Raw genomic sequence first — 12,968 nt, forward strand, 5'->3', positions numbered from 1 at the left:
GAGCCCGGCTGGAGAAGTTTGAATCGGTACAGAGCCGCGTCCATCAGTTGGAAGTAGAGCTGAGTGATCGAGAGGCTGCCCATCGCGGCGTGATCCAGCAGCTGGAACAGGCCATGGCGGAGCGCGATCGACGGATCGAAGAGCTTGTGCCGGTCACCCACCTCCTTCGTGAGAAGCAATTAGAGCTCAAGGAATGGCAAAGAACTCATGCGCGCACCGTGCAAGAGCTTGAAGGTAAAACGGCGAAGTTTCAGGAGCAATGTGCCGCACAGGACCAACTCCGTTCCCAACATCTGCTCAACGAGCAACGTCTCCATGAACGAGACGAGCAGATTGCGAGCCTCCACCGTGAGTTGCATGTGCTCCAAGCGGAGCGTCGAACTCTTCTCAAGGAGGTTCAGGGAATTCCAGAGAAAAATGAGCATATCGATCGCTTACAGCAACGCCTCAAAGAACTGCGCGTGACTCTTCGCACGAAACCGGATTCCGCAACCGTGGGGCTTCCTCTGACTCGTCAGAATAAAGCCGCGCTAAGGTCTCAAGAAGGACCACTCAAGTTGGGGAAGAACAGTCAGAAGGACGATCTGAAGAAGATCCACGGGATCGGGTCAGTTTTTGCACAGACCCTCAATAAGATGGGCACCTACACGTTTATCCAAATTGCTCGTTGGAAACCAGATGATATCGAAAAGATCGCCAAGAAGCTCGAGACCGATCCAGATCGTATTAAACGAGACAAGTGGATCGCTGACGCCAAGGAGCAACACTTCCGAAAGTACGGAGAACGGCTCTAGCAATCTCACAATAAGATGGTGTTTCAACGACATCTCTTTCCTGGATGATTTCCCTTTTCCAGGTCCGTCGTTGACTCCTTATTACGCCCTCACTACAATCCATTAACGAGGTGTACTTTTCGTGGCTTCCCCTTTTGTTCATCTGCATCTCCACACCCAGTTCAGTCTTCTCGACGGCGCGAATCAGATCGAGCCGCTGGTTCGGCAGATCAAGGCCTTCGATCAGCCGGCGGTGGCCATGACTGACCATGGCAATATGTTCGGTGCGGTCGAGTTTTATCGCAAAGCCAAAGAGGCGGGCGTCAAGCCGATCATCGGCTGTGAAGCCTATATGGCCTTAGGAAGCCGGCATGCCAAAAAAGACAGCGGGCTTGCACATAACGATTATTACCACTTGATCCTCCTCGCGAGAAACCTCACGGGCTATCAGAATCTTATTAAGCTTGTGAGTAAAGGATACCTTGAAGGATTTTACTATAAACCACGGATTGATAAGGATCTATTAAAGCTGCATCATGATGGGATTATCGCCCTCTCCGGTTGCCTGAGCGGTGAAATTCCTTATCTCATCGGCCAGAAAGATATGGATGGCGCCATAGCGGTGGCCGGTGAGTTTCAGGAAATTTTTGGCAAAGATCATTTCTATCTCGAGGTGCAGGCCAACGGACTTGATCATCAGCGGATTGCCAATGCTGGTCTCATGGAGATCCATAAGAAACTTGGGATCCCTCTTGTGGGCACTAATGATTGTCACTACCTGAAGAAGGAAGACTCGCGGCCGCATGATTTGATGTTGTGTCTACAGACCGGAAAGACGGTGAGCGATCCGAATCGGATGAAGTTCGACACAGATCAACTGTATGTGAAATCGACGGAGGAGATCGCCCCGGCGTTTGCAGAGTTTCCGGGTGCTGTGCTGAACACCTGCCGCATTGCTGATGATTGCGACCTCGATCTCCCACTGAACAAGACGCATCTTCCGCAATATCGTGTTCCTGAAGAATTTAATGACCGCGAGTCCTATCTCGAGCATCTCGCCGTCGCGGGCCTTAAAGAGCGCTTGAGAGAACGCCCGAGCCGGATCGCCTCAGCTGTGTACGAGCAGCGATTGAGGGAAGAGCTCATGGTGATTTGTTCAATGGGATTTGCCGGATACTTCCTCATCGTATGGGACATCATCCGTTTCGCGCGATCTCGCACTATTCCTGTCGGGCCAGGGCGCGGTTCAGCTGCCGGCAGCCTTGTCGCCTATGCTCTTCGGATTACAGACTTAGATCCGTTGGTCTATACGCTCTTATTCGAGCGATTCTTGAATCCTGAACGTGTCTCGCTTCCTGATATCGACATGGATTTCTGCATGGATCGACGCGGGGAAGTGATCAACTATGTGGTGGACAAGTATGGCTCCGACCACGTCGCGCAGATCATCACGTTTGGAACACTCGGCGCCAAGGCGGCGATCCGCGATGTGGGTCGTGTGCTGGAAATATCGTACGCCGATGCAGACAAGGTCGCAAAGCTCGTCCCCAATCAATTGAACATCACACTGCAGCAAGCACTGGAGACAGAGCCTCGCTTGCGTGAGTTGGTGGAGACCGATCCCAAGATCAAGGAGCTGATGGCGAACGCCCAATCGCTCGAGGGTCTTGCCCGTCACGCCTCCACCCATGCCGCCGGCGTCGTGATTTCCGAAGGCCCGCTCACCGACCACGTCCCGCTCTACAAAGGTGCCAATGACGAAATTGTGACCCAGTACTCGATGGGGGACGTCGAAAAAATCGGGTTGGTCAAATTCGACTTCCTCGGACTCAAGACGCTCACGATGATACGACGTGCTGAGACCCTGATCAACGAAACGCATCCCGATGCACCGCCGTTAGTCATCGATCAGATGCCCTTTGATGATCCGGCTACCTTTGCCCTGCTGAGCTCGGGGAAAACCACGGGGCTGTTCCAGCTTGAAAGCTCCGGTATGCGGGATCTCCTCACGGGCCTCAAGCCAGACCGGTTTGAAGACATTATCGCCATTATCGCGTTGTACCGGCCCGGTCCAATGGATCTCATCCCCGACTTCATCAAACGAAAACAAGGCAAGATCCCGATTGCCTATGAACTGCCTGAACTGGAGCCGATCCTCAAGGATACCTATGGCGTGATTGTCTACCAGGAACAGGTGATGGCGATCGCCAATAAGATGGCCGGGTTCTCCTTGGGCCAAGCCGACATCCTTCGTCGGGCGATGGGCAAAAAGAAACCGGAAGAGATGGAAAAGTTGCGGGCCAAGTTTCTTGATGGCGCGAAACAGAAGAATATTCCGGAGAAAAAAGCGGACAAGCTCTACGAACTGATTCAAAAATTCGCCGGATATGGCTTCAATAAATCGCATGCGGCAGCCTATGCTGTGTTGTGTTATCAAACGGGCTACTTAAAAGCCCACTACCCGACCGAATTCATGGCGTCCCTGATGACGACTGATATGGGCAATCAGGATAAGCTGGTCGGGTATTTCACCGAATGTCGGGACCTGGACATTAAAGTGCTGGGGCCTGACGTGAATGCCAGCCAAACGCACTTCGCCGTCCATGACGGCGCCATCCGGTTCGGCTTAGCGGCCATCAAGAACGTCGGAGAGGGCGCGGTGGAGTCAGTATTGGAGGTGCGAACACAGACCGGTCCCTTCGGGTCGTTCTTTGATTTCTGTCGGCGGGTTGATCTTCATAAGGCCAACAAGCGGATGTTGGAAGGCCTCATTAAGGCCGGTGCGTTTGATTCCACCGGCGCCAAGCGCTCACAACTCATGGCAGTGCTCGATCAAGCTGTGGAGGAGGGCGCCGCAGCACAACGCGAACGCGATCTCGGACAGACCAGCATCTTCGGTGAGGAGCTGAATGGCTACACCACCACAACGGCCTTGCCGACTTCCCCGCTGCCTTCGATCGCAGAATGGGATCAAGCGCAACGATTGAAGTACGAACGAGAGCTAACCGGGTTCTATATTTCCGCCCATCCCCTCACCCGTTACGAAGCGACACTGCATGCCTTGTCGACTACGACGACCGTGGGACTGAAAGACTACGGAGACGGTGGCGAGGTGAAGATCTGCGGCATCATCGCCACGGTCAAGTCGATGCTGACGAAGAAGGGTGATCGTATGGCCTACCTCACACTGGAAGACTTGCATGGGACCACGGAGGTGATTGTGTTTCCTGATTTATTCAGGACGGCGGGTGAACTGATTGCACCGGAACGGATCGTACGTATCACGGGTACGATCGATCGTGGCGACAAAGGCACCAAAATTCGTGGCAGCAAGATCGAGCCGCTAGCCGAGGTGCAGGTCCAGGCGATCAAACGCATCCGCATCAGCCTCATGGATTGTCCAGAGGTCCCTCAACAATTGCCTCGATTGCGTGACGTTTTCATGCGACATCCCGGTAACAGCACGATTTCCATGTTGTTTCGGACCGATGCAAATTGGGAAGCTGAAACCAATCCTCTCCCTAACCTGACCGTGTGTCCCAGTGATCACTTTGTGTCGGAGGTTGAGGAAGTGCTAGGCAAAGGGGCTCTCTCTTTGCTATCCTAGGTATCTGCGTTGGGCTGAGTGGCTGATTGTTCTAGAGAAGTGAACGGAGCTATGCGCGACTATCTCGAATTTGAAAAGCCGATCCGTGAGATCGAAGAGAAGATCGAGAAGCTATCCGCCGCGGTCACCAGCGGCAAATCGTCTTCTCAGAACGACATCCGGAAGCTGCGCACCAAGCTGGCGCAAGTCGAACACGAGCTCTACAAAAACCTGACCCCCTGGCAGCGAACGCAGCTGGCTCGCCACCCTCAGCGCCCAAGCACGCTGGATTATATCAATGAGTTGACACGAGATTTTCTTGAGCTGCACGGTGACCGTGTGTTTGGAGATGATCGGGCCATCGTGGGAGGATTTGCTAGATTCAACGACCGATCGGTGATGATTATCGGTCATCAAAAAGGCAAAACCCTTAAAGAGCGCATGCAGAGGAACTTCGGCATGCCCAACCCTGAAGGGTATCGGAAGGCCCTTCGCCTCATGAAGATGGCGGAAAAGTTCAACCGCCCGATCATGACCTTTATCGATACGCCCGGTGCGTATCCCGGTATTGGCGCCGAAGAGCGTGGGCAAGCTGAAGCTATCGCCAGAAATTTGTTTGTCATGTCTCGCTTGACCGTGCCGATTATTGCCGTGGTCATCGGTGAAGGGGGAAGCGGAGGGGCTCTCGCTCTCGGCGTGGCCGACCGTGTCTTGATGCTCGAACATTCGGTCTATTCGGTCATTTCACCTGAAGGCTGTGCCGCGATTCTTTGGGACAATCCGGAAAAGATTCCTGATGCCGCCGCCGCATTGAAAATAACTGCCAATGACCTGTTTGAGCTAGGCGTGATCGACACGATTGTTCCTGAACCGGTGGGTGGTGCGCATCGCGAGCCGCGAGCTGTCTGCGATCTGGTTGGAAAAGCGCTGACGAACCAACTGTTTGATCTACTTGATCTGCCTGCCGAGCAACTGCTGGCACGGCGGGAGCAGAAGTACCGCAAGATGGGGGCGGTCACCGGACTACCCTCGGGCCAAGCTTGATTTCCTTCAGGGGGCCGTCCCACCCTTCAGAAGCCCACTTCCGATAAATCGTTGTTCGACTGCTGTGAGAATCTGAGTCGCCAGTGTCAGGCGAAATGGCTCGAGCACCGGCGCCTCCAAATACCGATGGACGGTTCGTGGTAGTTTCCGCCACCACGCACGGGCAGAGATCCGTGCCTGTTCAGCAGACTCGCCCTTCCCTCTCAGGATACGGCGCACCTCATCTTCGAAAAACCCTACGTGAACGACCTCGTCTTCCAGAATCGAGGAGAGGTCCGGTCGCAGCGGCAGAAGCAACCTCGCGAATTCTAGACCCAAGGACTCATAGCCATAGATCTGAACAGCCAAGGTTGGCCATTGTCGAGGCACAGACGGAAGCCGTTCCCGTTCACGAGGTTGACGGCCAATCATGGTTTCAAATTGTGCCAGATGCTGCTGCTCATCTTCCTCGTGTTTTCTGAGAAAGGTATAGACGTTGGGAGGCACGTTCTGTAAACGTGCTGACCGTACGGTCCACAGCGCCATGGCCTCGGCCTTGAGAAATCGTTCCAAGAGAGCAGTCTCACACTCTGGGGGGAGCCGAATGGACATGGCTGTATCAGACGACATGATGGCCCCATAGTACGCACACTCCGACTGGTTATCCAAGCCTGCTTCGAAGAGAGGGTGAGCATGGTTGACGGATTGCCATCAACTGTGTACATCTTACGCCTAGCTACTCACCGGACCGACTGCAAACTCGGTTGCACGGGTTGCAGTTTGGCTAACCCATGAGGCATCACCTATGACACGTCCTACCGGCACCAGGTCTCTAGCCGTTCAACGAGTTGTCTTCTGTGTGCTCGCCGCGGTTGTGTTCTTGGAGGTCGGCTGTGTCAGTCGGGGGGTGTACGAAAAGGTCAAGGCGGAGACGCTGGAACAGACTCAAGCTTTGGAAGCGGTACGTGGAGAGGTCAGGGAGCTGGATCAGGAGATCGCAGGCCAACAGGCTTCGAACCGGCGTGAAGATGCCGCCATAGCCGAACTGCGGGGTACGATTCAGCGAGAAGAAGAACAGCTGCCGATTATGAGACAGCGAGCGGAGGATGCACTCGCGTCGCTGAAGACACAGGTAGCGACCTTGATGAACCAGAGTTGGCAGCTGGCGCGTAAGATCGTGGATATTCGGCAAGAAAGTGTCTCCTTGCAAGCCAAGGTGGCTCAGTACAAGGAGGACATACAACGGCCCCACGCGTCTGTGATGGTGGATTCGGAAAGAGAGAAACTCGTCATCACTGAGCCGGTTATCTCTGAAGAGTCCATCTCTTCAGTCGTACCCACTCAGAATATCGAATTGACACAGGTTGCACAAGCTGCCTCTCCTCCTCCGAGTTCCGCTCCTCTCAAACCTGCAACACCATCACCCTCTGTGAAGATTGATCCACCGTCGACAATCGATTCCTGGATCGAAATGATCACCAGCTGGCTTTCCAAAATCTGGAGCTGGTTATTCGCGTGATGCGGACGCATCACTCTTGACTGAACAGGATGATATCTCAGGCAGGCTGCGCAGGATGTGCGTGAGCCCACGCGGCTGCGGCGGTCCCGGCGAGACGTCCAGTCGCTAGACAACCAGTCAGCAGATATCCTCCCGTTGGCGCTTCCCAATCCACCATTTCGCCTGCGCAAAAGACACCGGAACGTGTTCGAAGCATCAGGTGGCTATCGAGTGCCTCACATGAGACGCCGCCGGCCGTGCTGATGGCTTCTGCCAGGGGTCGAGGTGCTATGAGTGTGAGCGGGAGGGATTTCATGGCAGCAGCCAAGCGAGCAGAGTCCGCCAACACGTCTTTCGAGATCACCTCGCGTAAGAGACCGGCTTTGACTCCCGCGACGCCGGCGCACCGTGTGAGATGCGTCGCCATCGTACGTTTCCCGCGTGGCTTCGAAAGAGTATGCGTGAGTTGCTGCAGCGATCGATCTGGAACGAGATCAAGCCACAGAGTGGCCGTACCGTCCGCAGCGATCGTATCGCGAGCATAGGCTGAGACCATATAGATAATACCGCCTTCCACGCCGTTCGCCGTAATGACGAACTCCCCCATATGACGGATTTCCTGACCGTCAGTGGTCTTCACGACGATGTGAACCGTCTTCACTGGCTGTCCTGCAAACTTTGTCCGAAAGTGCTCGCTCCATCGTACGTCAAATCCACAATTGGCCGGCTTCAGCGGAGCGATCGGTATCTTGTGCGCAGCCAGAATCTGAGTCCATGCGGCGTCGGAGCCGAGGTGTGGCCAACTCCCGCCGCCCAACGCCAATACCACAGCGTCGGCGTGAGCACGAACTAGTCCTTGTGGTGTGGCGAACTGCAATCTACCCTCTTCATCCCATCCGAGCCATCGATGTCTGACATGGAACTGTACGCCGGCTTGTCGCAACCGGCACAACCAGGCGCGCAAGATCGGCGCCGCTTTCAAGTCAGTCGGAAAAATCCGTCCGGACGTACCGACGAATGTATCCACGCCAAGTTCGTGAGCCCAAGCCCGTATGACACTTGGGGGAAACGATTTGATCGCAGACTCGATGAATGCACGTTGTTGGCCATAGCGAGAAAGAAAGGGTTCGATCGGTTCCGAATGCGTGAGATTCAACCCGCCTTTTCCTGCCAGCAGAAACTTTCTCCCCACCGACGGCATAGCATCATACAGCTCGACGGTTGCGCCTGCAGCTACAGCCGCTTCCGCCGCCATGAGGCCAGCCGGCCCACCACCGATTATCACAACCTTCATCTGCCGTCCTCTGGTAACGATGGCTTGCAGGAATCACACTCCATGTCGCGCACCTCATAGTCGACGACCGCGCGACGGCGATCCAAGTCGATCAGGCAACAGTCGTCCAGTATCTGCTTGAGTTGTTTGCGCCCTCGCTGGACCCTGGATTTCATACCGGACAAAGAGATGCCCATTTGTTTGGCTGCAGCCTGCTGTGTCAGGCCCTCGAGTTCTACAAGGTTGATCGCATCTCGATAGTCTTTTGAGAGTCGTTCAATCATGGGGCGAAGGCAATGAGCGAGTTCTGCACGAGGCTCAGCCGCATCGCCATCATAAATTAATTCTGAGACTACCGGCGATTCACGTAATACTTCAAGTTCTGAACTCAACCCTGCTGGAACCTCTCGCTGTCTTCCTGGCTTCCGGTAATGATCAATGATCGCATGTCGCGTGATTTGATAGATCCATGACATCAACCGGACTGGATCGCTCACAGAGTCTATCTGCCGATGGACACGCACAAACACGTCTTGCAGAATGTCGTCGACATGCCCCTGATCGCTCACTCGTCTGGCGATGAAGGCACGGAGGCCATCATGCAGCTCTTGCCAAAGGTCCTCTGTCTTCGTCGTCATGATGGACGCTCCGTGGTTGCCGTTCATACGGTATCGCTCCAGCTTAAGCGCCGCAAGTGGCTGGTTCAGATGCCCCTGCCTTTTTCGGCACGCAACAGCCTGTTTGACTGAGTCGTCCAGTGACTTCTAACTGCTCATGGACGGTAAAGATCTCCCAGGCGTTACCGTCCGGGTCAGTAAACCAGAGCTTATCCTGTCGCGCGAAGCAACATGCGATGTTATCCTCGACTTTCTCAAGAATTCCTTCACGTTGCAAACGGGCCTTCCATTCGGCGACCTCTTCGACCGTTTCGACCTCAATTCCCAAGTGATCCACGGCACTTACTTCGCCAGTGGAGGACACCAGCGAAAAGTTCAGCGCTGGGGTCTTTAGATCAAACTTCGCATAGTCGGCCACCTGCTTCTGAGGTGGCACTCCAAAGACCTTTTCGTAGAATACGACCGACGTGGACACATCACGCACATCAAGTGAAATATGGGGACGCATGGGGAACCTCCTTCTTGTAGAGTTGCGGATCATTCCGCCCTCATCTCTATTGACGGAGGAGCTTGGAAAAGGACGCAGGTATGGAACGGGAGGGATGAGGAGCGATGTATGTGGTCGAGGCTTCTAGCTCACTGAAGGAGTTCTACTTTTCGGCCGCGCCTTGGCGAAACAGTCGTTGAGATGGTCGTCCACCATGCCGACCGCCTGCATGAAGGCATAGACGATCGTGCTTCCTATAAAACGAAACCCTCGTTTCTTAAGATCTTTTGAGAGCGCATCACTCTCCGGGCTTGTGGCCGGCACATCGGCCATCGTTCGTCGACGATTCACTTTTGGTTTCCCGCCGACAAATTGCCAGACATATCGATCGAAACATCCAAATTCTTTCTGCACCGCCAGAAAAGCCTGCGCATTGGTCACCGCTGCGTCGATCTTCAACCGATTGCGGATGATGCCGGGATCCCCCAACAACTGGTTCTTTCTGACGGCTGTAAACTGGGCGACTTTGGCGGGATCAAAGCCATCAAAGGCCTTTCGATAGCTCTCTCGGCGCTTTAATACTGTGTCCCAAGTCAGACCGGCCTGTGCGCCTTCGAGCAGCAACAGTTCAAAGAGCCGACGATCGTGATGCACCGGCCTCCCCCACTCCCGGTCATGGTAGTGAATCATATGCGGCTTGTCTCCGGCCCAGGGGCATCGTGTCCGCAGCGTCTTTTTAAGAGGCATGACCAGACCTTCTTACTTATTGATGGACTTCAATCGCCCGATGTCTACCATAAGATGCTATCGCCGAAAAGCGTCCTTGCCTTTGATCACATCCTTCAACATCTTGTCGGCTAATTTGCCGGCCTGCCAGCGGCGATACCGTTGGTGAGTCACCAGCCAAAGCCCGACGCCACCGACTAAGATGAGAATCGTCAAACCAATGTCGACCATCATCTGTCCCTGGGTTTAGAAATTGTTGCTGGCGTTCTGGTGATGGGGGTTTGCGAACTCGGTCGTTTCAGAAAGCTTCGGAGGGCGACAGCCTGATTGTGCTGCTCATCCTTGGCGGAATAAAGAAGTGTGACGGAGCTGGTCTTGGCCTGTTTTGTGATCGTTGCGAGGAGGGCCGTTTTCTTTCGTAGTTCGGCATGGTAGCGGCGCTGGAACTCTGCCCACCGAGCGGGATCGTGCTTGAACCATTGCCGGAGGACAGTTGATGGTCCCAAATCGGGCAACCAGAGATCGAGTTTGGCCGCCTCTTTTGAAATACCGCGTGGCCAGAGTCGATCCACCAGCACCCGGAACCCATCAGACTCGGTTGCTGGCTCGTAGACACGTTTCACAAGGATCTTTCCCATCATTACTAGAGGCCGATGGTTTCGATTAGCTGAACCTCTTCTGGTAGGAGGGTGAATCGATTCGATTGCAGGTCTTCTCTCATGTGCTGAGGATTCGTCGTGCCCGTCAAGGGCAGCATGCCGACCTGTTGGGCAAAGCGGAAGACAATCTGTGCGAGACCTGTCTGATATTTCGCTGCCATGGCCCGCAAGTCCGGCTCAGCAAAGATTCCCGAATTGGCCGTGAGGAGTGAGAACCCCTGGTACAAGATCTGGTTTGCTCGGCAGATATCCCGTACTTCTTTGTCCCAGCCAAAGGCTGCATAGCAGCGGTTCTGCACCATCATCGGCTTGTGCTTGGCTTTGGCGCAGAGCAAGGTCAGCTGATCGGCCGTGACGTTACTGATCCCGATCATCTTTGTCTTCCCGGCATCATAGAGGGATTCGATTGCCGCCCAGACTTCCCAATCCTCAGCTCCCAGGCCACGCCGTGAATAGGGCCCATGCAGCACATACGAGTCGAGATAGTCCGTGTGGAGATGTGTGAGAGAGCTGGCAAAGGATTGCTGCACCTGCGTTGTGATGCTTGCTTGTACATCGTAGGGTAGACGATGGTCTTGACCGTTGACGGATGTGAACTTTGTTTGCAGAAACAGCTTGTCGCGGGTGATGCCCTGCGTTCCCAACTGCAGGAGTGCCTCCCCCACCCTCGCTTCATCGTAATGAACGAGTTGATTGGCCGTATCGATCGCGGTGAATCCGGCTTCCACAGCTTGCAGCACCAGCCCGGTGGTGGTCTCTTTCTTCCACGCGGTGCCATACATGAAGGAGGGAATGGAAATGTGATTGTACGTAGTCAGTGACATTGGAGCATCTCCAGTGAAGTCCTGTACCATACACAGTTCAGGCTCACGGTCTCAACGTGAGAATGATTGTGCCTTTGTATGGATGATGGAGATATCTTCTAGACTCTACATAATGCAAGGTCTGTGATTTCATGAGCTCCTGAACGGCCCACGCCGGGCGCCCTATGTAGGGACGTCCGACGTGGAGGCACGAGTATTACAGGAGGATATCGCTGCCAAGATGTCTGGCTTGGACAAAAAGCGCCGGGGCGCCGACGAGCTGAATCTCGAACTCCGCTGCTGCATCCCCATCGAGATTGCCCTGCAGCACCCCGCCGACATACTGAAGGTGGCCTTCCGTAAACGGTCCGCCCCAGATAAAGGCCTGGTTGCCCACCACCGAGGGCCTGGCGTCGATATCTCGCAGATCGATTTGGTTGCCGAACTCAGAGCCTTTTCCGTTAAAACCGATAATCTTATCCTTGCCTACACCAGCTAGGCTCTCGCTGACCGCATTGTAATCGAATTTCGCGCCGCCAGAAGAGAAGTCTGGGGTCTGAGTCTCATATAGGGTGTCAGTCCCGGCCCCTCCGTTCAGCCTGGCGTGAGACCCGGTTGCCACAAGCACGTCATTGCCGGCTCCACCATTGACTATGTAGTTGCCGTCTACAGCACGCAGTGTATCATTGCCGTTCCCGCCGTTGAGCGTGCCGACGGCGAAGACAGCAATCAGCTCGTCATTACCATCCTCCCCGTCCAGCGTGAAATCGTTGCTCTTAGAGTTCGTCAGTAGGTCATTGCCGGCCCCGCCCTTGATCGTGATGTTGTCCTCAAATCCACCGTGGAGGGTGTCGTTGAAGCTCGAGCCGATGACGTTCTCAATACTTACGAGCGTGTCGATGCCGGCCCCTCCTGTATTCTGCGCGCCCCCCAGGTCGAGGTCGACCGTGACCCCCGCCGTCGCCGTGCGGTAGGAGGCGGTATCGCTCCCGGCCCCTCCGTTCAGCAGGTCATTGCCATCCCGGCCGGCAAGCACGTTATTGCCGGCATTGCCGGTGAGCACGTCGTTGAATCTCGAGCCATCGAGATTCTCAATGCTCAAGAGTGTGTCGATGCCACCCACCCCGGTGTTCTGCGCTCCAGCCAGATTGAGGTTCACCTTGACGCCTGCCTTGGCAACGCTGTAGGAGGCGGTATCACTCCCGGTTCCCCCATTCAGCAGGTCATTGCCGCTCCCGCCGTTGAGGGTGTCGTTGCCGCCGCCGCCGAGGAGCTGGTCGTTGCCAGCCAAGCCCGAGAACATGTTGTCGCCCCCATTGCCGGTGAGGATATCGTTGAAGTTCGTGCCAAAGACGTTCTCAATACTCACGAGGGTGTCGATGCCACCCCCCCCGGTGTTCTGTGCGACCCCCTGCAGATTGAGGTTCACCGTGACGCCAGCCATCGCACCAGTGACGGGCCTAGGACCGACCGGGCCTGGAGGATCGACGGTGCCACTGCTGTAGTTGGCGGTGTCAATTCAC

Annotated in this window: 13 protein-coding genes (1 of these 13 running past the window's edge); 5 read left to right on the plus strand and 8 right to left on the minus strand. The window is 55.0% G+C overall.

Translation table 11 applies throughout. The features are described from left to right. From E8D52_16840 to E8D52_16855, 4 genes are all read left to right on the plus strand, one after another. Nucleotides 1-57, plus strand: the end of a protein-coding gene (locus tag E8D52_16840; GenBank protein ID TKB66042.1) for a hypothetical protein. 900 nt of this gene lie to the left of the window's left edge; the window shows 57 of its 957 coding nt (coding positions 901-957); its start codon lies off the left edge, out of view; it ends in the stop codon at nucleotides 55-57. Further along, on the plus strand, nucleotides 48-794 hold the full coding sequence (locus tag E8D52_16845) for a hypothetical protein (protein TKB66043.1): 747 nt from the start codon (nucleotides 48-50) through the stop codon (nucleotides 792-794). Before E8D52_16840 ends, E8D52_16845 begins: the two co-directional genes overlap by 10 nt. A 121-nt stretch (nucleotides 795-915) precedes the next feature. Then, complete coding sequence (locus E8D52_16850) at nucleotides 916-4,380, plus strand: DNA polymerase III subunit alpha (GenBank protein ID TKB66044.1); 3,465 nt, start codon at nucleotides 916-918, stop codon at nucleotides 4,378-4,380. Nucleotides 4,381-4,431: 51 nt separating this feature from the next. Next, nucleotides 4,432-5,403, plus strand: a complete 972-nt coding sequence (locus E8D52_16855) for an acetyl-CoA carboxylase carboxyltransferase subunit alpha (protein ID TKB66045.1) — start codon at nucleotides 4,432-4,434, stop codon at nucleotides 5,401-5,403. 6 nt (nucleotides 5,404-5,409) lie between these two features. On the opposite strand, the gene E8D52_16860 is transcribed toward E8D52_16855, so the two are convergent. Further along, entirely contained in the window at nucleotides 5,410-6,012 is a 603-nt protein-coding gene (locus E8D52_16860) for a hypothetical protein (protein ID TKB66046.1), read from the minus strand. Nucleotides 6,013-6,187: 175 nt separating this feature from the next. On the opposite strand from E8D52_16860, the gene E8D52_16865 reads away from it, so the two are divergent. Continuing rightward, entirely contained in the window at nucleotides 6,188-6,901 is a 714-nt protein-coding gene (locus E8D52_16865; GenBank protein ID TKB66047.1) for a hypothetical protein, read from the plus strand. A 37-nt stretch (nucleotides 6,902-6,938) separates the two neighbouring features. On the opposite strand, the gene E8D52_16870 is transcribed toward E8D52_16865, so the two are convergent. The 7 genes from E8D52_16870 to E8D52_16900 all read right to left on the minus strand — a co-directional run bounded on the left by E8D52_16870 (nucleotide 6,939) and on the right by E8D52_16900 (nucleotide 12,889). Continuing rightward, nucleotides 6,939-8,174 (minus strand): TIGR03862 family flavoprotein, encoded by a 1,236-nt coding sequence (locus E8D52_16870; protein ID TKB66048.1) that lies wholly within the window; start codon nucleotides 8,172-8,174, stop codon nucleotides 6,939-6,941. Next, complete coding sequence (gene sigZ / locus E8D52_16875; GenBank protein ID TKB66049.1) at nucleotides 8,171-8,818, minus strand: RNA polymerase sigma factor SigZ; 648 nt, start codon at nucleotides 8,816-8,818, stop codon at nucleotides 8,171-8,173. The genes E8D52_16870 and sigZ overlap by 4 nt, the downstream gene beginning before the upstream one ends. Nucleotides 8,819-8,834: 16 nt before the next feature. Continuing rightward, complete coding sequence (locus tag E8D52_16880; protein ID TKB66050.1) at nucleotides 8,835-9,278, minus strand: glyoxalase/bleomycin resistance/dioxygenase family protein; 444 nt, start codon at nucleotides 9,276-9,278, stop codon at nucleotides 8,835-8,837. Between the two features lie 123 nt (nucleotides 9,279-9,401). Further along, nucleotides 9,402-10,004 (minus strand): DNA-3-methyladenine glycosylase I, encoded by a 603-nt coding sequence (locus E8D52_16885; GenBank protein TKB66051.1) that lies wholly within the window; start codon nucleotides 10,002-10,004, stop codon nucleotides 9,402-9,404. Nucleotides 10,005-10,213: 209 nt separating this feature from the next. After that, entirely contained in the window at nucleotides 10,214-10,621 is a 408-nt protein-coding gene (locus tag E8D52_16890; GenBank protein TKB66377.1) for a DUF488 domain-containing protein, read from the minus strand. 5 nt (nucleotides 10,622-10,626) lie between these two features. Beyond that, complete coding sequence (locus tag E8D52_16895; GenBank protein TKB66052.1) at nucleotides 10,627-11,466, minus strand: aldo/keto reductase; 840 nt, start codon at nucleotides 11,464-11,466, stop codon at nucleotides 10,627-10,629. Nucleotides 11,467-11,662: 196 nt separating this feature from the next. After that, on the minus strand, nucleotides 11,663-12,889 hold the full coding sequence (locus E8D52_16900; protein ID TKB66053.1) for a calcium-binding protein: 1,227 nt from the start codon (nucleotides 12,887-12,889) through the stop codon (nucleotides 11,663-11,665). Nucleotides 12,890-12,968: the final 79 nt, after the last annotated feature.

The organism is Nitrospira sp., assembly GCA_005116745.1.
In the GTDB taxonomy this organism is placed as follows: Bacteria; Nitrospirota; Nitrospiria; order Nitrospirales; family Nitrospiraceae; genus Nitrospira_D.

Excerpts from the sequence above, each read along its gene's own strand:
- E8D52_16855 (TKB66045.1), top strand. The coding sequence starts at position 4,432 with ATGCGCGACTATCTCGAATTTGAAAAGCCGATCCGTGAGATCGAAGAG.
- E8D52_16860 (TKB66046.1), bottom strand. The coding sequence starts at position 6,012 with ATGTCGTCTGATACAGCCATGTCCATTCGGCTCCCCCCAGAGTGTGAG.
- E8D52_16865 (TKB66047.1), top strand. The coding sequence starts at position 6,188 with ATGACACGTCCTACCGGCACCAGGTCTCTAGCCGTTCAACGAGTTGTC.
- E8D52_16870 (TKB66048.1), bottom strand. The coding sequence starts at position 8,174 with ATGAAGGTTGTGATAATCGGTGGTGGGCCGGCTGGCCTCATGGCGGCG.
- sigZ (TKB66049.1), bottom strand. The coding sequence starts at position 8,818 with ATGAACGGCAACCACGGAGCGTCCATCATGACGACGAAGACAGAGGAC.
- E8D52_16880 (TKB66050.1), bottom strand. The coding sequence starts at position 9,278 with ATGCGTCCCCATATTTCACTTGATGTGCGTGATGTGTCCACGTCGGTC.
- E8D52_16885 (TKB66051.1), bottom strand. The coding sequence starts at position 10,004 with ATGCCTCTTAAAAAGACGCTGCGGACACGATGCCCCTGGGCCGGAGAC.
- E8D52_16890 (TKB66377.1), bottom strand. The coding sequence starts at position 10,621 with ATGGGAAAGATCCTTGTGAAACGTGTCTACGAGCCAGCAACCGAGTCT.
- E8D52_16895 (TKB66052.1), bottom strand. The coding sequence starts at position 11,466 with ATGTCACTGACTACGTACAATCACATTTCCATTCCCTCCTTCATGTAT.
- E8D52_16900 (TKB66053.1), bottom strand. The coding sequence starts at position 12,889 with ATGGCTGGCGTCACGGTGAACCTCAATCTGCAGGGGGTCGCACAGAAC.